Annotated in this window: 26 protein-coding genes; 17 read left to right on the forward strand and 9 right to left on the reverse strand. The window is 36.0% G+C overall.

The features are described from left to right. Positions 1-73: 73 nt before the first annotated feature. Positions 74-829: an SDR family NAD(P)-dependent oxidoreductase gene (locus KTI79_RS00620; protein WP_086376204.1), complete on the forward strand. Its 756-nt coding sequence runs from the start codon at positions 74-76 to the stop codon at positions 827-829. A 10-nt stretch (positions 830-839) separates the two neighbouring features. Then, positions 840-1,592, forward strand: coding sequence for an SDR family NAD(P)-dependent oxidoreductase (locus tag KTI79_RS00625; RefSeq protein ID WP_086376203.1), 753 nt, complete (start codon positions 840-842; stop codon positions 1,590-1,592). 53 nt (positions 1,593-1,645) lie between these two features. Here the strand turns inward: KTI79_RS00625 and KTI79_RS00630 are convergent, their stop codons facing one another. Beyond that, positions 1,646-2,851 (reverse strand): MFS transporter, encoded by a 1,206-nt coding sequence (locus tag KTI79_RS00630; protein WP_086376202.1) that lies wholly within the window; start codon positions 2,849-2,851, stop codon positions 1,646-1,648. A 71-nt stretch (positions 2,852-2,922) separates the two neighbouring features. Next, a complete protein-coding gene (locus KTI79_RS00635; protein ID WP_086376201.1) occupies positions 2,923-3,627 on the reverse strand; it encodes an SDR family oxidoreductase in 705 nt (234 codons plus the stop codon). A 120-nt stretch (positions 3,628-3,747) separates the two neighbouring features. Between KTI79_RS00635 and gcvA the strand changes: the two genes are divergently transcribed. Continuing rightward, positions 3,748-4,632, forward strand: a complete 885-nt coding sequence (gcvA, locus tag KTI79_RS00640; protein ID WP_086376200.1) for a transcriptional regulator GcvA — start codon at positions 3,748-3,750, stop codon at positions 4,630-4,632. A 130-nt stretch (positions 4,633-4,762) separates the two neighbouring features. Further along, a complete protein-coding gene (locus KTI79_RS00645; protein WP_086376199.1) occupies positions 4,763-5,674 on the forward strand; it encodes a LysR family transcriptional regulator in 912 nt (303 codons plus the stop codon). A 9-nt stretch (positions 5,675-5,683) separates the two neighbouring features. On the opposite strand, the gene KTI79_RS00650 is transcribed toward KTI79_RS00645, so the two are convergent. Next, a complete protein-coding gene (locus KTI79_RS00650) occupies positions 5,684-6,145 on the reverse strand; it encodes an Lrp/AsnC family transcriptional regulator (RefSeq protein WP_005110689.1) in 462 nt (153 codons plus the stop codon). A gap of 107 nt (positions 6,146-6,252) precedes the next feature. Here KTI79_RS00650 and rarD point away from each other — a divergent pair, with 107 nt between their 5' ends. Further along, complete coding sequence (gene rarD / locus KTI79_RS00655; RefSeq protein WP_086376303.1) at positions 6,253-7,155, forward strand: EamA family transporter RarD; 903 nt, start codon at positions 6,253-6,255, stop codon at positions 7,153-7,155. A 63-nt stretch (positions 7,156-7,218) separates the two neighbouring features. Here rarD and KTI79_RS00660 read toward each other — a convergent pair whose 3' ends face one another. The 3 genes from KTI79_RS00660 to KTI79_RS00670 are packed head-to-tail and all read right to left on the reverse strand — an operon-like array spanning position 7,219 to position 10,731. Further along, positions 7,219-8,547 carry an MFS transporter gene (locus KTI79_RS00660; RefSeq protein ID WP_086376198.1) on the reverse strand — a complete coding sequence of 443 codons (1,329 nt, stop codon included), beginning with the start codon at positions 8,545-8,547 and terminating at the stop codon, positions 7,219-7,221. A 50-nt stretch (positions 8,548-8,597) separates the two neighbouring features. After that, positions 8,598-9,791, reverse strand: a complete 1,194-nt coding sequence (locus KTI79_RS00665) for a CaiB/BaiF CoA transferase family protein (protein ID WP_086376197.1) — start codon at positions 9,789-9,791, stop codon at positions 8,598-8,600. A gap of 1 nt (position 9,792) precedes the next feature. After that, on the reverse strand, positions 9,793-10,731 hold the full coding sequence (locus KTI79_RS00670; protein WP_086376196.1) for a hydroxymethylglutaryl-CoA lyase: 939 nt from the start codon (positions 10,729-10,731) through the stop codon (positions 9,793-9,795). A gap of 218 nt (positions 10,732-10,949) precedes the next feature. Between KTI79_RS00670 and KTI79_RS00675 the strand changes: the two genes are divergently transcribed. From KTI79_RS00675 to KTI79_RS00695, 5 genes are all read left to right on the forward strand, one after another. After that, complete coding sequence (locus tag KTI79_RS00675; RefSeq protein WP_086376195.1) at positions 10,950-11,873, forward strand: SMP-30/gluconolactonase/LRE family protein; 924 nt, start codon at positions 10,950-10,952, stop codon at positions 11,871-11,873. Between the two features lie 44 nt (positions 11,874-11,917). Beyond that, positions 11,918-13,189 carry a CitMHS family transporter gene (locus KTI79_RS00680; RefSeq protein ID WP_086376194.1) on the forward strand — a complete coding sequence of 424 codons (1,272 nt, stop codon included), beginning with the start codon at positions 11,918-11,920 and terminating at the stop codon, positions 13,187-13,189. 165 nt (positions 13,190-13,354) lie between these two features. Beyond that, positions 13,355-14,125: an IclR family transcriptional regulator gene (locus KTI79_RS00685; protein WP_005110673.1), complete on the forward strand. Its 771-nt coding sequence runs from the start codon at positions 13,355-13,357 to the stop codon at positions 14,123-14,125. Positions 14,126-14,615: 490 nt separating this feature from the next. Next, a complete protein-coding gene (locus KTI79_RS00690) occupies positions 14,616-14,960 on the forward strand; it encodes an SMR family transporter (RefSeq protein ID WP_086376193.1) in 345 nt (114 codons plus the stop codon). After that, positions 14,961-15,518: a TetR/AcrR family transcriptional regulator gene (locus tag KTI79_RS00695; protein WP_086376192.1), complete on the forward strand. Its 558-nt coding sequence runs from the start codon at positions 14,961-14,963 to the stop codon at positions 15,516-15,518. A gap of 67 nt (positions 15,519-15,585) precedes the next feature. Here the strand turns inward: KTI79_RS00695 and KTI79_RS00700 are convergent, their stop codons facing one another. Beyond that, positions 15,586-16,146 carry a TetR/AcrR family transcriptional regulator gene (locus KTI79_RS00700; protein WP_086376191.1) on the reverse strand — a complete coding sequence of 187 codons (561 nt, stop codon included), beginning with the start codon at positions 16,144-16,146 and terminating at the stop codon, positions 15,586-15,588. 318 nt (positions 16,147-16,464) lie between these two features. Between KTI79_RS00700 and KTI79_RS00705 the strand changes: the two genes are divergently transcribed. The 7 genes from KTI79_RS00705 to yddG all read left to right on the forward strand — a co-directional run bounded on the left by KTI79_RS00705 (position 16,465) and on the right by yddG (position 23,464). Continuing rightward, the gene (locus tag KTI79_RS00705) at positions 16,465-17,031 is read left to right on the forward strand and encodes a TetR/AcrR family transcriptional regulator (RefSeq protein WP_086376190.1); all 567 of its coding nucleotides are present in this window, start codon (positions 16,465-16,467) and stop codon (positions 17,029-17,031) included. Positions 17,032-17,040: 9 nt separating this feature from the next. Next, the gene (locus KTI79_RS00710; protein WP_057070256.1) at positions 17,041-18,138 is read left to right on the forward strand and encodes an alcohol dehydrogenase family protein; all 1,098 of its coding nucleotides are present in this window, start codon (positions 17,041-17,043) and stop codon (positions 18,136-18,138) included. A gap of 101 nt (positions 18,139-18,239) precedes the next feature. Continuing rightward, positions 18,240-19,364, forward strand: a complete 1,125-nt coding sequence (locus KTI79_RS00715; RefSeq protein WP_086376189.1) for a mandelate racemase/muconate lactonizing enzyme family protein — start codon at positions 18,240-18,242, stop codon at positions 19,362-19,364. A 330-nt stretch (positions 19,365-19,694) separates the two neighbouring features. Then, positions 19,695-21,029, forward strand: coding sequence for an MFS transporter (locus tag KTI79_RS00720; RefSeq protein ID WP_086376188.1), 1,335 nt, complete (start codon positions 19,695-19,697; stop codon positions 21,027-21,029). Positions 21,030-21,232: 203 nt separating this feature from the next. Continuing rightward, positions 21,233-21,439: a type II toxin-antitoxin system Phd/YefM family antitoxin gene (locus KTI79_RS00725; RefSeq protein ID WP_086376187.1), complete on the forward strand. Its 207-nt coding sequence runs from the start codon at positions 21,233-21,235 to the stop codon at positions 21,437-21,439. Between the two features lie 42 nt (positions 21,440-21,481). Further along, positions 21,482-22,396, forward strand: coding sequence for a DMT family transporter (locus KTI79_RS00730; RefSeq protein ID WP_199937088.1), 915 nt, complete (start codon positions 21,482-21,484; stop codon positions 22,394-22,396). Between the two features lie 159 nt (positions 22,397-22,555). Beyond that, positions 22,556-23,464, forward strand: a complete 909-nt coding sequence (yddG, locus tag KTI79_RS00735; protein ID WP_086376185.1) for an aromatic amino acid DMT transporter YddG — start codon at positions 22,556-22,558, stop codon at positions 23,462-23,464. Positions 23,465-23,521: 57 nt separating this feature from the next. On the opposite strand, the gene KTI79_RS00740 is transcribed toward yddG, so the two are convergent. After that, positions 23,522-24,136: a MarC family protein gene (locus tag KTI79_RS00740; RefSeq protein WP_086376184.1), complete on the reverse strand. Its 615-nt coding sequence runs from the start codon at positions 24,134-24,136 to the stop codon at positions 23,522-23,524. A gap of 77 nt (positions 24,137-24,213) precedes the next feature. Next, positions 24,214-25,386, reverse strand: a complete 1,173-nt coding sequence (locus KTI79_RS00745) for a hypothetical protein (protein ID WP_086376183.1) — start codon at positions 25,384-25,386, stop codon at positions 24,214-24,216. Positions 25,387-25,522: the final 136 nt, after the last annotated feature.

Below are 25,522 nucleotides of genomic sequence, written 5' to 3' on the forward strand. Positions count from 1 at the left end.
TTAAATATAAATTGTATACAAAATTGCATGCAATATATAAAGTACTAATAACAACCATTTAAAAGGAAATAAAATGGCTAGATTCATTGGTAAAACAGCTTTAGTAACGGGTGCTGGTGGTGGTATTGGCTCAGCAACTGCTCGTCGTTTAGCAGAAGAAGGTGCTACAGTTATCGTGGCAGATGCCGTATATGAGACAGCAGAAAAAACTGTAAGTAATATTATTAAACAAGGTGGTAAAGCGGAAACTTTAGTATTTGATTTGACGAATGGAAATGCATGTCGTCAGGCGATAGCAGATGTAGAAGCTAATTATGGGCATATAGATATATTAGTTAATAATGCTGGTGCAATGCGTCGTGGTGATTTACTGCATACAAGTGAAGCTGATTGGTTGTTAAGTTTAGAAGTGAATGTGAATGCCCTCTTTCACTTATGCCAAGCAGTATTACCCAAAATGATTGTTGCTGGTGGTGGAGCAATTGTAAATACAGCATCTCAATGGGGTTTAACACCTGCTCCAGGTCATATCGCTTACAATGTAAGTAAAGCAGCCGTAGTCGCTTTTACTAAGAGCTTAGCTCGTGATTATGCTCCTCATAAAGTTCGAGTAAATGCAGTTTGTCCTGGTGAAATACATACACCGATGCTTGAAAAAGGTATTGCAGAAAAAGGGAAAACAATTGCAGACTTAGATGCAATGGTTCCATTTGGGCGTATTGGCAAACCAGAAGAAGTTGCAGCATTAATCGCTTTTTTAGCATCAAATGAAGCAGCATTTACTTGTGGCGCATGTGTAGAAATTACTGGTGCTCAAGCTGTAGCGTAAGGAAATACTAATGACAAATACTGCTCTAGATCTACAAGATAAAGTTATCTTGGTTACAGGTAGTTCACGTGGTATAGGCTTGGCTACAGCAAAGCTTCTTCATAAGCGAGGAGCTAAAGTAATTATTCACGCACGCTCTTCGACATCTCATTTAGATGAACTATTAAATCAGTTAGGTGAAAATGTTCGTTTAGTATTGGGTGACTTAAGTAGTATAAATGGTGCAGAGAATGTTTGGAGTAAAGCCATTAGTTGCTTCGGGAATATAGATGTATTAGTTAATAATGCAGGAGCTTGGTTACCATCTGATATCAATTCTAGCCAAGCTTGGCGTGAGGGATGGGAAAGCAACATTGCTATTAATCTTGCAGCTCCTGCTGAGTTATGCCGTTTAGCTTTATTACACTTCAAGCAAAGACATGGCGGCATTATTATCAATATTACCAGTCGTTCAGCGCATCGTGGTGATGATGCAGAGCATTTAGCTTATGGAGCAGCTAAAGGCGGCTTGCTTGCTTTGACAAAAGGTATTGCCAGAGGATATGGTCGTGACAATATTCTTGCTTATGCAATTGCACCAGGATGGGTTGCAACAGATTTAGCAGAGGGTGCAATTGAGCCTTCTGTATTAGAAAATCTGCCTTTAGGTGAAGTTACTCCTGCGAGTGATGTTGCTGAAATGGTAGCCTTTTTAGCTACTGGTCTTTCCCGTCATACGACTGGAGCAACGATCGATATTACAGGAGCAGATTACGTTCGCTAAAATAAAGTTATTTGAGTATTGGGTCTTCCCCCCCAATACTCTTATTCTAAAATTTAAATTATCTGTTGTTTAGTGTCTTTAAGAAATAAAAAATATAGAAGAATTATTGATAATAAAGTTATACAACCCATTACTCCATAAAGATTTTGCACGGAAGTAATCGGGATTAATAGACCTGCAATTGGACCAATTAATAATAATGCAATATCAAAAAAGGCTGTAAATACACCTAAAGCTACACCTTTATTTTGGTCATTAAACTTTTTCATTGCTTCAACACCCATTGCGGGAAAGACCATAGAAAAACCGGTGCCGACAAGAAATGCTCCCACATAAGCAATTATGCGGTCTCCTGATTGCCAAATTGTTAAGAGGCCGATAGCTTCGACAAAGAATGCGCATAGAGCCACATTCTTACCACCGAAAACTTGAATAGTATTAGAGAAGATAAATCTTACACCTACAAATCCAATACTGAATAAGCTCAAAGCCAGTGCTGCATTACTCCAACCCTTTTCCAAGAAAAATAAAGCAACAAAGGTTGAAAGTACACCGAAACCAAGAGTACCAACAGCTTGCCCTAAACCGAAAATCCATACTTTAGAAAGTACTGATAAAATTGGTAGACTTACAGGTCGAACATTCCCAGTCCGTATTGCTGTCTTTCTATATGCAAGAAAAAATCCAACAATAGCTAAAATTATAGTCAAAATGGCAAAGCCGAATTGACCAAACTGCGCATTACAAAAGACTCCTAATGGAGCCCCGATTGCCATAGATAGATATGTTGCTGCGCCATTCCAAGAAATTACCCGTGAAGTTTCTGTGGGGCCAGCTAGCTGCATTCCCCAAAGTGTTGCACCAGTACTGCAGTAGCTTTCACTACTACCTAAGAATAGTCTTGAAATTGCGAGCAAGGAAATACTTACTAGTGGATATGAAACTAACAGAAGTGCTAAAAAAGCGAATACTCCACTTAATCCACAACAACTTAACCCTAGAAGAACTACATATCTGGAGCCCTTTCTATCGACAAGTTGACCAGCACTATGGCGAGTCAATAGCGTTGCTAAATATTGTAAACTGATAATTAAGCCAACCAAAAAAGGTGCAAAATTAAGGTCTTTTACAATAAATTTTGGTAAGACTGCTAATGGCAACCCTACCGATAAATAAGCAAAAGCTGTAAAAATAACGACTGAAATGATTTTCCTTGTCACGTCTAAATTAGACTGTTTCCCTAGAGTCAATGCTGCCATCTTTTTTACTCACTTAAAAAGCCCCGTAAATTATTTTACGAGGCTTAACCAACTCATTTGATGAAACATATTTAGACAGAGTGAGTGATGCCTCCATCTACACGAATATTTTGTCCCGTAATGTACGCAGCCCCTTGGGAAGCCAGGAAGCTAATAGTTGCAGCAATTTCCTCACTGGTACCATATCTTTGTAATGGTACAGATTTGCGACGCTCTTCTGTTTCAGGAAGACTATCTATCCAGCCAGGTAGAATATTATTCATACGAATATTATTCACTGCATATTTATCAGCGAAAATTTTAGTAAAGGATGCTAAGCCAGCACGAAAAACAGCTGATGTCGGAAACATATCGCTTGGTTCAAATGTCCATGCACTAGAAATATTAATAATTACGCCTGAATTTTGCTTCTCCATAATTGGAGTCACTAAACGAGTTGCTCGAATGACATTCATGAGATAAGTATCTAGACCTAAATGCCATTGCTCATCTGTAATCTCTAAAATAGGAGCTCGAGGACCATGACCCGCACTATTAACTAATACATCAACTCTTCCCCATTTTTGATAAGCTTGGTCAACAAGGTTACCTATGTCTTGAGTTGATTGGTTTGTTCCCGTCACACCAATACCATTAAGCTCTTTGGCAATATCTTCTCCTTTCCCAGAAGAAGAAAGAATACCTACATGATAGCCATCTTTATTTAATTGTCGTGCAGCAGCCGCTCCCATGCCACTACCACCCGCTATAATTAGCGCTACTTTTTCTACAGTCATATATGCTATCCTTTAAAAGTGCTAAAACCATGCACACCTTAATATTTTGAATAGAATATCATGGTGAACTCTTCAGCTGACTTTAACTTTTCTCTCCATTGAATGAAGAAAAACTACAGTATGAATCAGGCCAATCGTTTACCCTCATTGAATGCACTAAAAGCTTTTGAGGCAGCAAGTAGACATTTAAATTTTAAACTCGCAGCAGAAGAGTTAAATGTTACTCAAAGTGCAATTGCTCAACAAATTCGTAGTCTTGAAGAGGAGCTAGGTTCAAAATTATTCGAGAGACATTCTAAAGGCGTAACTTTAACTCCAAATGGTAGAAGTTACTCTCATATCATTACTCAAGCTTTTAATTTAATTTTTGAAGCAACTCAGTCATTTCGCCATTCAAATAAACATATTACTATTAGCGTAACTCCAACATTTGCATCTAAGTGGTTAATTCCTCGGCTCAACCAGTTTACTCAAACTCATCCTGATATTGATTTACAGATTTTAGCTACAGAAAGAATTTCACATTTTCAAAATGATGGGGTCGATTTAGCAATCCGTTATGGTAAACCTCCTTTCGGTGCTGGTCTTCATACAGAGTTACTCTTACAAGATTCTTTTATCGCTGTAGCAAGCCCTCACTTAATCCCTTTAAAAAATCAGCCTTTAGATTTAAATGATTTATATAAATATACTTTACTACATGATGCTAATAATCTTTGGCCCCACTTTTTAGATAAATTAGAAGTAAAAAAAACTAAAAACCTATTTAAAAATATCCGTTTTAATCAAACCTTATTGGCTATTGATGCCGCAGTTGCTGCACAAGGTATTACATTAAGTAATCCCATATTTGTCAGTTCCGACTTAGAAACAGGAAAGCTCATTAAAATTTTTGAGCAAGACTTAAAAATGGAAACTGGATTTTATTTAGTTACTCCTCGATATTCTATAAATGCTGAATCTATTGCTAAAGTTCGTAAATGGCTATTTGATCAGTTCAATTGAAAATAAAATATTTCATTTATAACTTTATTCTTAATAAGGACTTTCAAATTAATTTTTTCTTTTAAAATTATTTCACAATCAACTATATGTTTGATAAATTTAGTTTTATATTGCTCAAAAAGCCACCAATATGAAGCTCAAACAACTACAGCAAATTAGCAATACTGATATAAAGCTTTTAAAGATTTTTAAAACTGTTTGTGAATGTGGCAGCTTTACATCTGCTGAAAGTATGTTGGGTATTAGCCGATCTGCAATTAGCTTACATATAAGTGACTTAGAGCAACGAGTGGGATTCAGATTATGCCAACGAGGTAGAGCTGGCTTTGCTCTGACAGAAGAAGGAAAGGAACTATTAGAATATAGCGAGATACTTTTGGTATCTATTGAAGATTTCCGCGTAAAGGTCAACCAAATCCATAATAAGCTCAAAGGTGAATTTAATATTGGCATTATCAATAACTTAGTTACAATGCCAAATAGTAATGTTACTCATACATTAAGGCAGTTAAGTAATGAACATCCTGATGTAAAAATAAATATTAGTATGAGTACTCTTTCAGATATTGAGAGTAAAGTATTAGATGGACGTCTACATGTTGGAGCTATTCCATTTGTTGCTTCCCTATCTGGACTCAATTACTTTGATCTATATGAAGAGAAGTCTTTTCTCTATTGTGGTAATAAACATCCTCTATTTTCTTCAACCACTTTATTATTAAAAAATGATTTAAAAAAATGGGATGCTGTAACACCTAACTATAATATAACCGCAGAAGCTATTAATTTACATCAACTTCTTAACTGTAAGGCAACTGCTACAGACAGAGAAGGCATAGCATTTTTAATTTTGACAGGAAACTTCCTTGGATTTCTTCCGGATCATTATGCTTCTAAATGGGTACAAGAACAGAAAATGAAATCTATATTTAAATCAGAAATTACTTACAACACTAAAATTTGTTTAATTACTAAAAAGAGTAAAGCGAATAATATTATTCTTAATTACTTTTTAGAGATAATCCGTCTTAATGCTAAATGACTATATATTTCAACCTATTTCTGGGATTTCTAGTGTAACTTTTACTCGATCAAGTACAACAGTAGTTTTAAACCACTCAACATTAGAATTATTGTGAAATAAGTCATCACAAATTTTTTGGAAACGGTTCATACTAGGCACTAATAATACCAGCATAAAATCAGCCTCACCAGTAACGTAGTAACATTGTTGGACTTCTGGACCAGAAAAGCTTTCTTTCAAAGCGTTTAAATCTGTAACATGAGTTTTATTAACTCGTATTTCTACAAGTATTGTAATTACCTGATTTAATTTATCGGGATCCAAAACAGCAATATTTCCAACTATATAGCCGTTTTCACGTAGTTTTTGGATACGGCGTTGTACAGATGCTGTAGACAAATGAACAATATCTGCTAGTTCACGCAAAGGAATAAGACAATCTTTTTGTAAAAGTTCAAGTAAGGCTGAATCAAATTTATCTAATAACATTCTAAACAATAGTGTGAGAAATTTTCTCATTTATGGTAGGAAAAACAAGGCTAATTATCAATCAATATGAAATAAAATATTTTCATGGATTTCTTACAGTTTTAATTATGCTTAATAATTCAAAAACATTACTTGGTATAATCTTGAATGTGATTGCTTCAATTTTATTTGCTTCAATGTTTGCCTATACATCTTTGCTAGATTCTTTGAAGGGCAATGAAATGTATGGTTGGAGAATATTACTGACTTTGCCTTGTTTAACTTTATTCATTATTTTAAAAGGAAATTGGTATCAAGTAAGTTATATATACAAACGCCTATTTCAAGATCGTTATTTCTTTTTAACACGAATACTTTCTTCATTTCTTATCGGTTTACAACTTTGGTTATTCATGTGGGCCCCTACTAATGGTTATGGGATAGATGTATCTCTTGGATATTTTATAATGCCCATCACCATGGTTATTGTAGGCCGAATTGCATTTAAAGAAGAAATGTCAAAATTACAAAAGATTGCCTGTATCTTTGCAATATTGGGCATTATCAATATGGTAGTGGTAGCAAAGACACTTACTTGGCCAACTTTACTTATATGTTTAGGTTATCCGATTTATTTCTGGTTAAGACAAAAGACAAATACCAATAATATTGGTGGGCTATGGTTTGACATGCTTTTGAGTTTACCAATTAGTCTATACTTTATTTTTAAGGGAAATATTGGTTCATCTGAATTAATGAGTGATCCCGAAATAATTTGGTTAATATTAGGGCTTGGCTTAATTAGTGCACTTGCATTAGGGTTTCAATCTCTTTCAACCCCATATTTGAATTTAACTCTTTTTGGTCTTTTAGTATATGTCGAGCCAGTGTTCTTATTAGCTGTATCAATCTTGCTTGGCTATTCAATTCAAACTGCTGAATGGCCTACTTACATAGCGATATGGCTGGCTGTATTGGTACTCATAATTGAAGGAATAAGAAATATAAGAATAAGGATAAAAAGTTTATAAGATTTTAAAACTATAAAGATGGTAGTCTTTAAATTGAATCAAAGACTACCTTTCACTAATTTATTAAACAGTTTTGGCAGAAACTTCTTTTTTTCTCATTGTCATATAAAGAAGTATTGTCATAAAGGCTGCTAAAAAGAGAATACATCCCATAATCATAAATCCACTTGTGAAGGAACCGGTTGCTGTTTTCAAATACCCCATCAGATAAGGTCCAACAAAACCTCCAAAAGCGCCAATTGAATTGATTAAAGCAATCCCACCTGCTGCTGCCTCTCCAGATAAAAATTTACCTGGTAATGTATAGAAGATTGTTTTCGCTGAAATTGTACCAACTAAAGCGAAAGTAATTCCAATCAATGCGGGAATTAAACCAGACAAGTTCAAAGCAATAATCAGTGCGATCCCAGCTAACACTAGTGCAACCACAAGATTACGAATAGGTTTACCTGTTCGATCGACATGTTTAGCCCAGATTAATAAACCAACTGTTGAGAAGAAATACGGAATAGCGGCAATCCAACCAATTAAGTTTATTTCAACGCCCTGAGCCTTTAACATCTGTGGTAGCCAAATACCAATTCCATAAGTGCCTAGCGTAAAACTAAAAGTAATAGAGCCTAATATCCACACTCTAATATCTTTCAGTGCATCTTTAAAATGATGATTACCTGCTGCTTTTTGCTTTTCATTTGCTAACACGTTTGTTAAAGCGTTACGCTCATCATTGGTTAACCAATGTGCATCTTTAGGGCTATTCTTTAGTACTTTATAAGTGATAACACCTAAAATACACGCAGGTAGTCCTTCAATTAAGAACATCCATTGCCAACCGTCTAGACCCATATGACCATGCAAACCTAATAGCCATATAGATAAAGGTCCACCGACTAAGAATGAAATGGGAGTAGCAATCGTAAATAAAGCCAGAATATGGGTTCTATACTGAGCTGGAAACCAGATAGTTAAAAAGAAAATAACACCAGGAAAAAAACCAGCTTCTGCTATACCTAATAAGAAGCGAATAAAATAAAAACTATATGGTCCAACCACAAATGCTGTAGCAGCAGCTGCGATTCCCCATGTAATCATGATTCGGGCCATCCAGACTCGTGCACCGAATTTATACATTGCCAAGTTACTTGGAACTTCACATAAACAATAACCTACAAACATGATCCCCGCTCCTAACCCAAATTGAGCTGCGGTTAAACCAAGGGTGTCAGTCATTTGTAATGCGGCATATCCCACACTTGTGCGATCTAAATAATTAAAGAAATATGCAAGGGCTAGCAGTGGAATAAAACGCCAAGTTGCCTTTTTGATTGCGCTATCACATGCCACTTGTTGCAAATTGATAGTATCATTTGAAAAGTTGTTTGAAGAGTTCATATATGCAGTCCTTGCATAAAACACGAATTAAAGAACTAATGCTCAAAGCATTAGTTCGATTTAATAATTTGCGAATCTGTTAGTTCTTTGATTTTCGCTTGGTCATAGCCTAAAGAAGCAAGAACTTCAACAGTATCTTCACCTACTTCTGGCACATTCTCACGGACACCGAAGCGTTGACCATTCATCGTAAATGGCAATAAAGGAACCTTTACTTGCTTACCATTTTCTAGAACTACGTTCCCCATCCCTCCTGACTGATTTAAATGAATATCATCAAATAAATCTTCTGGACGTTGAATCGGAGAAAAAGGTAAACCCGCCTGTTCACATAGCTCCATTACTTTTATTTTGTCTAATTGGCTAAGCGTCTCACGAATAATAGGATGGATTTGCTCACGTGCTTTTACACGTTGATTATTTTGAGCAAAATCTGAATTATTTTTTAGAGTTTCTAAGCCAAAAGCATCACAGAATGCAATCCACTGCGAGTCAGTAACTACACCAATAAACACTTGTTCGTTGTTTTTAGTGTTGAAAACGTCGTATACAGCCCACGCTGAAACACGATTTGGCATTGGAGCGACGGGCTTATCTGTCACTGCTCTTTGCATCATGTGCTGTGCAACCAAAAATGCAGAGTTTTCGAATAAACCTGTTTCAACAAGTTGACCTTGACCAGTTAATTGACGTTGGTATAAGGCTGCCACAATTGAATAAGCACAAAACATTCCGCCCATCACATCATTAACAGATGCTCCAGCACGTAATGGACGTCCCACAGGACCCGTCATATACGCAAGCCCAGTCATCATTTGTACGACTTCATCCAAAGCAGTTCGATGTTCATAAGGACCGGGTAAAAAACCCTTCATTGAACCATAGATAATATCGGGCTTAATTGATTTAACCCCTTCATAATCGAGTCCTAGTTTTTTCATCGCCCCAGGTCTAAAGTTTTCAATTACTACATCAGCAGTTTTGATTAAGTCCTTGATAAGCGACATCCCTTTTTCGCTTTTAATATCAACTGACAAACTTTTTTTATTACGGTTATATGTCATCCAGTAACCAGCACCAGACCCCATAAGTCTGCGTGTGTTATCACCTTGTGGTAATGGCTCAATCTTAATAACTTCAGCGCCAAGATCAGCCAGTAGTAAACCACAAGCAGGCCCCATAACCATATGTACGAATTCTAAAACTCGAATCCCAGCCAATGGAAGTTTCTTTTCATCGTTCATGTTACAGGTCCTTTGCATATTTAAAATTTTTACCTACGCCTGCATCTGGAATAAATCCGTATAGTGGCTCTCCCGGTATTCCTTGCTTCAACCACTCTCGCGCTTCAACAAGTCGATCTATATCAATACCAGTACGTAGTCCCATGCTTTCTAATAAGTAAACTAAATCTTCAGTAACAATATTCCCTGATGCACCAGGGGCATATGGACAACCACCAATACCACCTTGTGAAGCGTCAAATGTGGTCACACCCACTTCAATCGCAGCTAAAACATTTGCCAGACCTTGCCCACGCGTATTATGGAAATGGGCACTGCCTGCTAAATTCCCGACTTCCTGTTTTAATTTTTTAAAAAGACTGCGGACTTGGACAGGATTTGCATATCCAACCGTATCTGCTAGACCAATCTCATCTACGCCTAACTTTGCCATTCGATGAGCCATCGATAGGACTTCATTTTCTGTAACAACACCTTGAATTGTGCAGCCAAAAACTGTGGATAGGCCTGCCTCTATTAATATTCCAGGATATTTTTCATTTCTAAGCTGAATAATTGAATTTACTTCTTCATAAACTTCAGCATGGTTTTTATGGATATTTGAGAGTGAATGAGGTTCACTCACTGAAACAGGGATCGTAATTTTTTGAACCCCTGCGTTAAATGCATTTTCAGCACCCTTTAAATTTGGGACTAAAGCTGCAACGAATACATCTTTTAAAGTCAAAGAGTGTTTAACCAACTCTCCGCAATCCGCCATTTGTGGCAGCAATTTTGGAGATACAAAAGATCCAACTTCTATTTCAGTTAATCCTGCTTGAGCTAAAGCTGAAATCCATTTTTTCTTCATATCGGTTGGCATGGTTTGTTTAATACTTTGCAAACCATCGCGAGGTCCGACCTCGCTCACCAATATATCGATGTCCTTTGAATGGCTCATAAGCTGACATTTCCTATTGTACAAGAATAATTTCACATATAACGCCAATAGCGTTCTATCTAATAGAACATAGTTCTATTTTTAATGCAAATTAAAATTTTGATAGCTCAACAATAAAATTCGAAAAATTTAAAAATACTTGACAGGACTAAAAATAATCTAAAAAATAGTTATAAATAGAACATTGTTCTGTAGAATAGAACAGCAAGGATACTTGTATGAGTCTTTTCGCACCACCGAAAGAATTACAAACTCAGGTTTTTAGTCAAATTCCTGAAGTTTTTTTAAAGCATGTTGAATCAGACTGGGGGCGTGCTAATAAACCGGGACAAAAAGTAATGAGCTTTTTAGAAGGCCCATCTTTCGATAAGCATGGAAATTTATTTATTACTGATATTCCATTTGGACGAATTTTTAAAATATCTCCAGAAGGTCAATGGGACCTTATAGCAGAATATGACGGCTGGCCGAATGGTCTAAAAATACATAAGGACGGTCGAATTTTTATTGCTGATTATAAAAATGGAATCATGCAATTAGATCCCAATACAGGTGTGGTTAGCCCATTTTTAACACATCGCAAAAGTGAAAGTTTTAAAGGGGTAAATGATTTATTTTTTTCTCAAGATGGGAAGCTTTATTTTACAGATCAGGGCCAGACAGGCATGCACGACCCAACAGGACGTGTATTTAGCTATGACATGAATACAGACCATCTAGAATGTCTTATTAATAATGCTCCAAGTCCTAATGGTTTGGTCATGGACTATGAAGAAAAAGCTTTATTTGTCGCAATGACCCGTGGAAATGCTGTATGGCGTTTACCAATCCAAAAAGATGGCTCTACCACAAAAGTAGGAATTTTTACTTCACTCGCTGGAGGTTTAAGTGGTGCTGATGGCCTGGCATTAGATGCCGATAAAAATCTATATGTTTGTGATGCGGGCCAAGCATGTGTATGGGTATTTAACCAATATGCAGAACCATTTTATCGCATTAAATCGTGTGCTGGCAGAACGATTACCAATCTAGCTTTTGGTGGTCATGAAAATAAGCAATTATTTATTGTCGATTCATCTACTGGCTCTATCTTAACTACACATTTGGAACATTCGGGTAATCCAATGTTTTCTCATCAATAATTCCTACTTAAAATTTATTTCTTAAGTAAATCAAGGATTGATTTATGTTAGTCTTTTTAAGTTACAGCATGATCGCTGTATTTATGTACGCTGTAATGTCTAAACGATTATCCGCGCTTACAGCTTTAGTACTTATTCCAGTAATTTTTGCACTCCTGACTGGTCATGTAGCAGACATGAGTAGCATGATGATTGATGGAATTAAGTTACTTGCTCCCACTGGTATTATGATCACCTTTGCAATTTTGTATTTTTGCATGATGACAGATGCTGGCCTCTTTAATCCACTCATCCAATTCATCATTAAAATTGTTAAAGGTGACCCGTTAAAAATTGTTGTGGGCACCGGTATTCTTGGAATTTGTGTCGGGCTAGATGGTGACGGTGCAACGACTTATATTATTGTCGCAACAGCCTTATTACCTTTGTACAAAAAAGTGGGAATTCGACCACAAGTCATGGCAACTATTCTATTACTGTCAATTGGGGTAATGAATATTTTACCTTGGGCTGGTCCATTCTCTAGAGCTGCGAGCGCGCTTAAAGTCGATCCAACTGGACTCTTTTTACAAATGTTGCCAGTAATGTGTGCCGGTCTTATTTGGGTAATATTTGTCGCTTTTTACTTGGGTTTAAAAGAAAGAAAGCGTTTAGGTATTCATGAAATTAAACCAGATAACGATCTTATCCATCATGAGCAAAATACGAAAAGCTGGAAATCATGGTTCAATCTGATACTTACTATTCTTCTCGTTTTTTCAATGATTAAAGGTTATTTACCTTTAGCATCTCTATTCATTTTGGCGTTCTGTATCGGTTTAGTGGTTAACTTCCCAGAACTTTCTGAACAGAAAAAATTAGTCGCGAAATATGCAGATAGTGTTTTAGCAGTTTCTTCTCTGATCTTTGCTGCGGGTATTTTTGTAGGAATCATGACAGGTACAGGAATGATTGAAGCTATTGCTCAGCATCTCATCTCAATTATTCCCGAAACTTCTGGATCTTATCTATCATCGATTACTGCTTTTATCAGCATGCCATTTACCTACATTTTGACGAATGATGCGTTTTATTTTGGAATTCTACCTATTCTTGCTGAAACTGCCTCACATTATGGTATCAGCGCAAATGAAATGGCTATCGCAAGTTTAATCGGTCAACCTATTCACTTGTTAAGCCCAATGGTTGCCTCTACTTATCTATTATGTTCTTTAACCAATGTAGATTATGGTGAGAATCAAAAAGCATCTATACTCTGGTGTACTGGAACTTGCATAGTGATGTATATTGCCGCTATAGCTATCGGCCTTATCTAAATTATAAAAAGTGCTTTCAATATTTGAAGGCACTTTTTATATTCTTCTATGTTTTATCTCGCCACGTACTGACATTCACTAAAAAATCTATTTCATCTTTTAAATTACAGCTATACTTACTTATTCCTGAAACACTTAAAATTAATTGAGTTTTTATATTTTTGTATGACGAAATCAACACAAGATCCTGATAGCCAAATGGATAAGCAAAATTCAGGTGTAGCTGCCGTAGATAGAGCATTACTTATTTTAGATGCTTTTGATATAGATAGCCCCGTCTTATCTCTCGCAGAAATTTCACGCCGTACAAAGCTATATAAAAGTACTATTCTTAGATTATTGAGTTCATTAGAACGTCATGGTTATGTTGTTAGAAATGAAGATGGCCAATTTTCTTTAGGCATTACACCGTTAAAACTATCAAGAATTTATCAAAATTCTTTTAAGCTTAAAGATGTGCTTTACCCGGTATTAGAAAGAATTACAAAAGAAACAGGTGAAACGTCTTCATTTTATATTTTAGATAACGATAAGCGCGTGGTTCTGTTTCGCATTGAACCCGCTCGATCTGTAAAGGTTTCTATCTCTGAAGGAGATACTTTCCCAGTCAGTGTTGGTGCTTCGGGTAAAATTCTTCGCGCATTTTCTCAAACTGATGTAGATGAGAATCTACAACAAATCCAAAATCAATTTTGGGCAAGTTCCTTTGGAGAACGTGATCCAGAAACGTCCTCTTTGTCTGTCCCTGTATTTAGCAATGGTAGACAGTTACAAGGGGCGCTTACCATTTCAGGCCCTTCTGAACGTTTAACACAAGAAAAAATTGCCGAAAATACTTCGCTTTTACTTGAATGCAGTATCCAAGTTTCAAAGTATTTAGCAGGAAGTATTTATGGTTTAGAAGATGCTATTAAACGATTATCAATTTCTAGTTGATGTATAAAAATATTCATAATAGCTCTTCATATCTCTAAAGAGCTATTATGATTGTTATCATTATATAGACAACAATTAACAGCTGAGAATATGCCAGATCAGATTAAGGAACAAGTTAAATCTGAAATTGAGCGCCAACTTGCGAAAGGAACACTCGTTAATGATTGACTCAAACATGATGGCAGTAAAGTAATCGAAATTGATTTTCAAAACGTATTCATTAGAAAGTCTTTGTATCAATAAAATTCAAACCATCCAGCAAAAATAGCCAAGCTATGGAGCTATTAAATATTACCATATAAACGAACACTTACTGATTTTTGGAACTAAATGAACTTTTAACGTTGGTTGAAATTTCACCATACGTGTGCTCTACCTATATTTTCTGCCTTGTAGGGAAAATCCCACCTGCTAAAAATAAATAATTTACTTCAAAAAAAAATTACTATATAACATACCAACCGAACGGTATGTTTGCAGGATAAGTTACATGAACAATCTTTTATTTGCTTATGGACTTCTTGGATTAGCAATAATTTCAGAAGTTATAGGGAGCACTTTTTTAGTAAAGTCAGTAGGTTTCACAAAATTATTTCCAAGTTTAATGGTGGTTATTCTTTTTAGTATTGCTTTTTACTTGTTATCTCAAGTGATTAAAATCATTCCGTTAGGAATTGCATATGCGATTTGGGCAGGTGTAGGAATTATATTAACTGCCATAGTTGGTTATATTATGTTTAAGCAAACTCTAGATACACCAGCTTTAATTGGAATAGCTCTAATTGTGGCTGGAGTATTAGTTATTAACTTATTTTCTCAATCTACAGGTCACTAAATGCAAAAAATACAGCAACCTAAAAAGCAGCCTGAAATCATTCGAAAGAATATTATTGAACAAGCCATTATTCTTGCCTCTGAAAAGGGTACTTCAGGCGTTTCTATACAGAACGTTGCAAATGGTGCTGGAATTACTAAAGGTGGAGTCTTTCACCACTTTGCAAATAAACAAATTTTAGTAGAAGCAATGATTTCAGAGATTATCTCTCATCTGGATCGGAAGGTTGAGGCTTTAATTGCCGAAGATGACACACAACATGGAAAGTTTACTAGAGCATATATAAATACTGCTTTCATGTCTCAAATAGATGGTCTTGTCTCCCCTTGGTCTGCTTTAAATATGACAATGATTAGTGACCAAACATTTAATACAATGTTTGGTACATGGCTTAAAGAAAAACTAAAGCAATACTCAAGTACAGATAGTCACGATGAATTAGAATTCATTCGCTTAGCAAGTGACGGATTATGGTTGCAGACGATTACAGAAATTATAGATATAGAAACTTCTTTAAAATATAAAAATAAACTAATAGAAAGAACCTATTTAGCTTGATGTTAGCTGAGCCAGACAGTAATTTTCTCAGCTCGGCATTAATTTTTTAGCTGGTAACTATAAAATTTTAAATATTATAGATCTTATCAGCAAAATAGCTCCATATATATTCTCTATGGTCAATCTCATCATTTATAAGCGACTGGATAATAGAACTATCAATGATATATATAAGTAATCTCGCTTCTTCAACAGAAGCACTACTTTTAATATTTAATAATATTTCTAGTATTGTATTAACTAACCATTCTCTATATTTAATAACTACTCGATAAGCTTGAGGATACATTTTTTCTATTTCAAATATAGCCTTAAATATTAAATGGTAGTAACTTTTTAAATCAGCATGCAAAAAATAAATTTCTTTTAACTTATCTAAATTCTGGCTTTTTAGGTTTGTACTTAAGATTGAATTTACTTGTTGCTGCAAGGTTTCCTGATGAAACTCAAGACACAACTCGATTAGTTTCTCTTTACTTTTGAAGTGTTTATAAAAAGTCATCTTACTAACATTTGACTCTTTAGAGATACGGTCTACTCCCACATTATGAAATCCATGTTGATCAAAAAGATATCTTGAAGTATGAAGAATCATTGATGAACTAAAGGGAATTTCCATATTTGACATAAATAAACCGCACTATAAAAAGATTGAAAAAATATATGTAAGAACTTCATATATTCCATATTTATAATTATAAAATATAAAAATTATAAAAGTCAGCTAATTAATGTTTATTTTTAATTAACTTGCACTTCAAAATTAATACACAAGTACCTTAAATATAAAATATAAATTCTTATTATTTATTTAATTTTCATTAATTTAAATTTAACTCACTATCAATCCATGACTTTTTCTCATGCATTCATGCAAATTAATCCTTTGAAAATAAGCTAATCACTACCTAATTTAAATATAACGTTCACTATACCTCCTTTCTATATGAGCAAAGCCCAAGACATTCTCAACACTGCCGAAAGACTTTTTGACTTTCAAGGCTTTCATGCAACTGGAATTGATCAGATTGTTCGTGAAGCGGAGGTAACTCCACGAACTCTTTATCGATATTTTCACTCGAAAGAACAATTGATTTTAAAAGTACTCGAGGAAAGAGAATTACGCTTTTTTAGAAAGCTACAGCAATGCATTGAGAATAAAGAAAACTCTATCCCAAATTGGGTAGCTGTTTTTAATGAATTGGAAAACTGGTTCAAAGAAGAAAGTGATAGAGGATGTTTATTTTTACGTGCTCTAGCTGAGTATCGTCATAAAGAGACTGAAATAGTGCAAACCGTGCTTATTCATAAACAACGCACACTTGATTTTTTAATGGGCCAATTTGCTAAAACTTCATCTGACCATTTTAAAGATAGAGCTGAAAGTTTGATGCTCATCATTGAAGGTGCCGTTGCCTTAGCTCCTGTAATCGGTGGTAAAGCAGCAATTCAAAGAGCCAGTAAGTTAGCCCATCAATTATTACAACCTACAACCCACCCACTACTTCACTAGGAGAAACATATGGTACTGCCTACTAAAATGCATGCTGTGCTATTAAAGGGACACGGTGGTCTTGACCAGCTTGAATATCGTACTGATGTAACAGTTCCTACCCCAGCAGATGATGAAGTTTTAATTCAAGTTTCTGCAGCTGGTGTAAACAATACAGATATTAATACTCGTATTGGTTGGTACTCAAAGACCAACGAACAAGCTACAAACACTGGTGGTGCTAAAGGTCTTGAAAGTATTAGCGATGATGATGCCTCTTGGTCAGGTACACCTCTTAAATTCCCATTTATTCAAGGTGCGGACTGTTGCGGAAAAATCGTCGCAGTTGGTAAAAATGTGGACCCATCTCGTGTAGGCGAACGAGTCATTGTCCGCACTATGTTACGTGCTTACGTTGATTATCGTCCTTATGAGTGCTGGACTTTCGGTAGTGAATGTAACGGCGGTTTTGCTCAATTTGCTACAGTTAAATCTGCCGAAGCTTACAAAATCAATTCAGATTGGACAGATGAAGAATTAGCTTCTATTCCCTGCTCTTATTCAACAGCTGAAAATATGCTACACCGAATTGGATTAGGTGCAGAAACTGTATTAATTACAGGTGCATCTGGTGGTGTAGGTTCTGCAGCAGTACAGCTTGCAAAACGCCGTGGTGCTCAAGTTATTGCTCTTTGCTCATTATCTAAAGCTGATGAAGTATTAGCTTGTGGTGCAGATCGTGTAATTGACCGTAATGCTGACTTAGTTAAAGAGTTAGGTAAAGAATCAATTGATGTAGTCATTGATTTAATTGGTGGACCACAATGGCCTTCTTTATTAGAAGTCTTACGTAAAGGTGGACGCTATGCAAATGCTGGTGCAATCGCTGGGCCTATTTCGCAGATCGATCTACGTACAGTGTATTTGAATGATTTGACTTTGATGGGCTGTACATTCCAAGAAGATGAAGTGTTTACCAACCTCATTTCATATATCGAGAAAAATGAAATTCGTCCTTTAGTGGCTAAGACTTATCCCCTCAATGAAATCGCTAAAGCTCAAGAAGAGTTTCTGAGCAAGAAACATCTGGGCAAGCTCGTTTTGACTGTTCCATCAGTTGAGGCATAGATCAGATTTAAGTGAATGGTGTTACTTATGCTTCTTTCTAATCAATAAGGAAGTCATCAGTAACACCAAGAATAAATAGTCTTAAAGACAAGGATATATTCATGAAAATTAAGCGTATTGAGCTCTATCAAATCGATCTACCTTACTCTGGTGGTGTATATCATCTTTCGGGTGGCCGTGAATATCGTAGCTTCGATGCTTCCATCGTAAAAATTATTACAGATAACGGGTTAGAAGGCTGGGGAGAAAGTACGCCATTTGGTTCAACATATATTGCATCTCACGCTTTAGGTGCACGTGCCGGTATTGCTGAAATTGCGCCTCACTTATTAGGTAAAGATCCACGTCAAGTCGATCGTATTAATGAGACCATGGATAATGCTCTTGTTGGGCATAACCACGCCAAATCAGCACTTGATCTAGCGTGTTGGGACCTATTTGGCAAATCGGTAAATTTACCTGTATGTGAATTATTAGGTGGTTCAACTGGTCGTAGATTACCTGTGATTTCTTCTATTCATGCCGACACCCCTGACGCAATGCGTGAAAATGTGGCTAAACATCGTGAACTGGGTTATTTAGGCCATTCAGTGAAAATTGGTGCAGTCGATAGCGAAGGTGGTCCGGTCCTAGATGCTGAACGTATTAAAGCAAGTCTGGCTGATCAAAAACCAGGTGAATTTTTTATTGTTGATGCGAATGGTGGCCTTACACCAGAAATGGCATTAAGAATTTTCCGTTTACTCCCTAAAGGTCTCGACTTTGTTTTAGAAGCACCATGTAAAACATGGCGTGAAACCAAATCATTACGTCAACGTTGTGATGTCCCTTTCTCTCTTGATGAACTGATCCAACAAGATGAAGATTTAATCCATGCAATTACTGAAGATCTCATTGATGGAGTAGGTTTAAAAATCTCCAAAGCTGGGGGATTAACTCATTCACGCCGACATCGTGACATTGGTCTTGCAGCTGGGCTTTCTCTAAGCGTTCAAGAAACCGTAGGTTCAGATATTCCATTTGCAGCAATTGCTCATCTTGGAGCAACGATTCCTGAGAGAAACCTACGATGTCTTTTAGATACACGAGGGATGGTAAGCATTCACACAGCAGAATTTGATGCACCGATTGTTGATGGCGGTGTGATGGTCCCTAACAAACCTGGTCTTGGTATTACTGTTGATGAAGATTTATTGGGTTCACCAGTCGCTGTTTGGGGTGACTAAACAGGATTTCATTTAAATAAGGCAAGCTCAAGAAACTATACATTTATGACTGTTTTTAAAAATTAAAACAGTCATCCCTATGTACGTTTTAAGCCAAATTTTAAGACTTCAAAGTTATCTAGACATTCATTTCTAATGAGTGTTATAGCCTTCTATTGTCTTAAATATACCTACTCAATGGAAGAATTAATAACGCTCAAGGACTAACAAAGATGGCGCGAAAAGGATGAAGTATGAGGAGTCACTTTATTCAAAAGTACTCCTCAATCGCCCATAAAAACTAAAGCAAGTACATATATACAAGAAAGGAAGATACACAAGGAGCGTATCATGAATCAACAACAAGTGGTTTCCCCACCTCAGTTAATTTCCCAAGATCAAATAGCACGTCGCTTTATGACAAAACTCGCTTGGCTCATGGCAGGCGGGATGTTTATTGATGGATTTGTTTTAGGTTATTTAGGGGCATTAATGCCCTCTATTACAGCCGATTTGCATTTATCAACTACATGGCAAGGCTTAATTGGTGCAGCCTCACTCATTGGAATTTTCTTTGGTGCTCCAATTGGCGGATATTTTTCAGATCGCTTTGGTCGTAAACCCCTATTCATGATCGACCTTTTTATATTCTTCATATGTTCAATTGGACAATTCTTTGCATCTGATCCCTACACACTTTTTATAGCTCGTCTATTAATGGGTGTCGCGATTGGAATTGAATATGCAGTCGGTTGGCCGATGCTTGCAGAATTTGCTCCAGCTCGCTTAAGAGGTAAATTATTGATTTTGACTGAAACCTCTTGGTTTGTTGGATATCTTGTCTCGTATACCCTAAGTTTTATTATGATTGAAAATCATATTGCGAGTTGGAATGTGATTTTAGGAATTAGTGCAATTCCCTCTTTAATCGTTTTATTAATGCGTAGTGGTATTCCAGAATCTCCTCGTTGGCTCATGAGTAAAGGACGTAAAGAAGAAGCTTCTAGAATTGCACATAAGTATTTTACTGAAGAAGACAAGAACGATATTTTAAATCAGAAGCATGCAAATGTTGGACAAAAGACAAGCTTCTTTGATTTATTCAAAAGTAAAAATATCAAAGGTACAACTTTAGTTTCTATATATTTTATTGGTACTTCCGCACCTTATTTCGCAATTGGTGTATTTATTCCAATGATTTTAGAAAAATTAGGTTTACAAGACGGTATTAAAGGAGGATTGTTCCTTAACACATTTGCTGTATTTGGAACACTTGCAGCTGTATTGTTAATTGAAAGAGTGTCGCGCCGTAAAATGGCAATTCTTCCAATTCTTGTGTGTACTATTGCGTTAGTCGTTGTGGCTTTAGCAGCAAATCATCCCACATGGATTCTGATTGGTTTCTTAGTTTTCGCATTTGCTAATGCTATTACTGCAGGGATGATTTCAGTTATCCCCGGAGAAGTTTTACGCCCAGAAATAAGTTGTTCAGGTACAGGTTTTGCAGCAGCAATGTCTCGTGTTGGCGCCGCTATAGGTGTGTTTTTGATGCCTATGTTTGTTGCAGCACATGGAGCAGCATTAGCAGTTTGGATCGCTGCTGGGGTGTGTTTGATAGCAACAATAATTACCTACCTATTTATGCCTGAAACCAAGGGTAAAACAATGAGTGAAATTTTTCATTAACTCAAACTTACTGAATAAAAAGCAAAATACTTTCTCTTAAAAAAGAGAGTATTTTGCTTTGAGTCTTTATTTTAAATTGCTCATCAAGAGCAGAAATCGCCTCAATCTATGATTAAAACTCATCATATCTTGAAAATATATCCATTGAAGCGAAGCGTACATTTCACCTATCTTGAACCTGATTTAGTCAGGGAGAACTACAAATGAATCAGTGGAATTATTCAAATGCCAGAGCACAACTTACTATGATTATGGATCAAGCTGTCGCTGGGCATCCTGTAGAAATTACTCGCAGAGGTCGAGAATCTGCTGTTGTTATTAGCAAAGCATCTTATGAGGCTTACAAGAAAGCAGAATATGATGTTGCTTATTATAAAATTTCAGCATCAAAAGAAAATTCAGAAGCTTAAACCCTCTCAAAAAAACACTCTTTATTCATGCAGCAAGGTTCCATGAAGCTCAATATTTCTTTAATTCAACTTGGTGCCTTGTTTGCATTTATCTCTGCATTTCTTTTTAGCAGTAAAGCTATTTTCATAAAACAGGCATATAGCCTTACTCCGTCATTAGATGCCATTACTCTAATGGCTATCCGAATGGGCATTGCTCTACCCTTCTTTTTAGTTATCTGTTGGTTTTGTCGCCATCAAAATCGCAATATCAAGCTAAAAGATATTCTATATTTACTTTCTGTTGGCTTATTAGGCTATTACATTTCTAGCTGGCTCGACTTCTATGGACTCATGTTTATTACGGCGTCACTAGAACGAATCATTTTATTCTTATATCCAACCATGACCGTTTTGGTGTCGAGTTTTATACTCAAGCAAAAATTAAGTTCAAAAACGTTATTTGCACTTATCTTAAGTTACGGTGGAACAGTCATTGTGATGCTCCAAGAGCAAAAAACGCTTCCAGATCAACATAACTTCTGGTTTGGAGCAAGTTTAGTATTTGCTAGTGCAGTTGCTTTTGCTTGCTACCTCTTACTTACCCCACCATTAATTAAAAAATTTGGTTCATGGAACTTAACGGGACTATCTTTATCAGCAGCTTGTATTGGCACACTTATACATTTTCTAGTTGTAACTAGTCATCCTATACAGCTACTTACCTCTTTACCTATACAAGTTATTTGGTACGGAATCTGTTTAGGTTTATTTGTTACGGTTTTACCCACACTCTTATTAATATTAAGTATAGAGTACGTAGGCGCAACGCAATCTGCTATTATTTCATCCATTAGCCCAATTGTTACTATTCTGTTTTCAGTCTTTCTTTTAGGTGAGCATTTAAATACAATCCAGTGGCTAGGCTGTTTTCTTAATATTTTTGGTGTGATGCTTATTACACTTAAAAGAAAATAAAACGACTAATTAAATTATAAAAAATATATTTTAAGTATTTTCATTATCTATTTTTAATGATGATAAAAAGTCATGAACTCATGATTATTTATCGTGCTCGACTAACTATTAAAGCGCCCATTTAAAAATTATGATTAATTTTTTAATCGGGTCTATCGTATGAGCCGCCAAATCTCAACCTTAATCGGTGTTTCAGCTTTATTACTTTGGTCCACTTTAGTTGGCTTACTCAGGCTTTCTACAGAAAGTTTTGGTCCTATCTATACAGTGACTTATGTATATACCATCAGTGCTATTATTTTATTCTTAACATATGGTCTGCCCGATTTAAAAAAGGTTTCAAAAAAATTTCTTATTTTATCTAGCTTGCTTTTTGTCGTTTTTGAACTGTGCTTTGCCTTTTCAATTACTCTAGCAAATTCATCAGAAAAATCGATTGAAATGAATATTATTTTTAATATGTGGCCGACTTTAATTATTATTATGTTGGCAGTATTAAAAGAAGAAAAAGTAAACTTATTGACTATATTAGGAGTAATCGTAAGTTTTGCAGGGATAGTTGTAATCAACTATCATCCAAATCTAAACTTTATTGATAACTTTTCAAAAAATCCGATTAGTTACTTGCTCATTTTTTTAGCAGCTATTCTTTGGGCTGTTTATTGTATCTACACCAAAAAGCAAAGTAATGGAACTAATGCTGTTTCGCTTTATTTTATCTTAACAGCTATAGCCTTATGGATTCTTACTCTCTCTACTCAGGGTTTCCATCTACCTCATACGCATGGCATTAACGGCTACCTGTTTGTCTTTATCAATGCTGTTTTTTTCTCTATGGGCTATCTAGCGTGGAATATTGGTATTATCAAAGGCAATATGCCCGTTTTGATTATGCTTTCTTATTTTTCTCCAATTTTCTCATCGGCATTTTCAGCTTTTGTTTTGAACTCCGATTTAACAATCAATTTCTGGTATGGCGCATTAACGGTTACTTTCGGGTCATTGATCTGCTGGTTCTCAATTCGAAAAAACCATGTTCACCATAACCAAGCGAAATTAGCTTCTTAATTTTTTAGTCACAGCCATACTATTTTGGCTGTGACTTTTTACTTTTATCAAACTTTATCAAACTTTATCAATCAAACGTGTAACACCATTTACAATCATATCGACTGCGATTGTTCCAATTAATAAAGAAGCCAACCTCCCTACAATATCAAAATAACGATCAATATATTTGGCATGGCTATAACGTAAGTGATCATGAGAAAATTTCATTGCTATTAAAACACTACAGCTCACAAATAGTACTAAGGCGATCACTATAGCCGCCTCTACAAGAGACATACTCATGCCTGTCACTACAGCTGCGCTAATTGTTCCAGGACCAATCATAAATGGCATAGCGACTGTCCCAGCTAAATGTTCGGGTGCTCCTCGCATTTCACCAATGGTATCGGCACCCTGAAATACATATCGATATCCAATCACTAGAAAAATCAGACCACCAAAAATTAGAAATGATTCAAACCTTACATTTAAATACCGATTAAAAATTGCCTCTCCACCCCATGCAAATAAGAGAAAAACTACATATGCAATAAGACCACCTTGAATCAAAGCCTTATTAAATACTTTAGTATCCGTATGACGAATTAGTCCAATCATATAGATGCTCATGAGGAATGGATTAAGTAGTGAGAAAAACAAAATGAATGTACTAATAAATGGTGATGACATTTTTATTATTCCTAAACGACTTCAGGAAGTTTTTAAACTTCCTGAAAATTGATAAATAAAAAACCCCAAGCAAACTTTTAGAAGCTATAAATCAACATTAGATTGAGAAGTTTGTTCCATTCCCCATCATCGCCTGCTGCAAGAGAACTACCATTGCCACCAACAAACGGATCGTTTTTACTCATCACATATTCGGTATATAAAGAAATATTTTTATAGTCCCATGCCACACCCACAATGTTGCGCTGTGAGTCGTCAAAGCCTTGTTCTTTTTTATTGAAACCACTAAACACGACATAAGGCGTTACGTTGAGTGAGTCTCGTACATTCTTAAAGATATAACTGGTATCTACCGTGTAGAAATAACCCTTATTGGCAATATCGTATTCACCGTCAAAAGAACCGAAAGTTGAGCTAGTTGGACTCAATGCATCTTTATTACTAATCGATTGTCGCCCTCCAGTAAGCACGACATTCAGATTTTTATAGTTAATACGGTTAAATAGAGCCCAAGTGTTTCGATTTCCATCAGCAGAAGTTTTTTTATTCTCAATATCTGAATACCAATAACTTCCCCCAACCGATACCTTGAGATCGTCTGTACTTAAAAACTTAAGATCTTGATCTACACGTGCCATCCACATGTTTTTTTCATTCAAGTTTGTTTTGAGTGGATCAGATGAGGTGACTACATTAGCCGTATAACGCGCTGAGTCTTTGCTGGTCCCGTGATAGTTACCACCATCAGTTGGGAAATAAGCCAAATCCACTTTAGTCGCAGATGGTAATTCAAAGTGATAGTTTGCACCTAGATTAGAAGCATCCTGCAAACCCATAGTGTTGTTAATACCAGCGTAAAAGCTGCTATCCCAAAAACGACCTGGACCAAAGGGAATGGGTTGCACACCTACAGTAATATGATCTGTTGCGTTTAAATGGTAGCCAGCATAGCCATAAACTAGAGTCGAGAAATCACAGAATTTATCGTATTGATAACAACGATATTCGACTTTTCCAAACCAGTCGGGTGACTCATAACCTAGTCTTAAAATAGCTGCATCAAATTTTATTTTCTGGTCTGATGCAGACTCGCCGTAATCCTTATCTTGATAATTTCCACGTATAGCACCTGAAATTGTTAAAGCACCCGTATCACTTTTAGGATCTCCAAAAGTTACTCCAGCAAAAGCAGGTAATGTCATTCCAACTGAAATTAACCCAAATCCAAGTGTTAAATAGACTTTGCTCATTTACAAATCCTTGTTTAAATGAAGATTTGCAGAAAACCTTTCCTGTCCTCTGCTTATTTTTTCAGACAACACTTCCCTGTTCAGGAGAAGCTCCTGAAATTTAAAATTTTCGTTAATCTGTACTAGCCCTAATTCA

It is taken from the genome of Acinetobacter sp. WU_MDCI_Abxd143, from assembly GCF_025514195.1.
Lineage (GTDB): Bacteria > Pseudomonadota > Gammaproteobacteria > Pseudomonadales > Moraxellaceae > Acinetobacter > Acinetobacter pittii_H.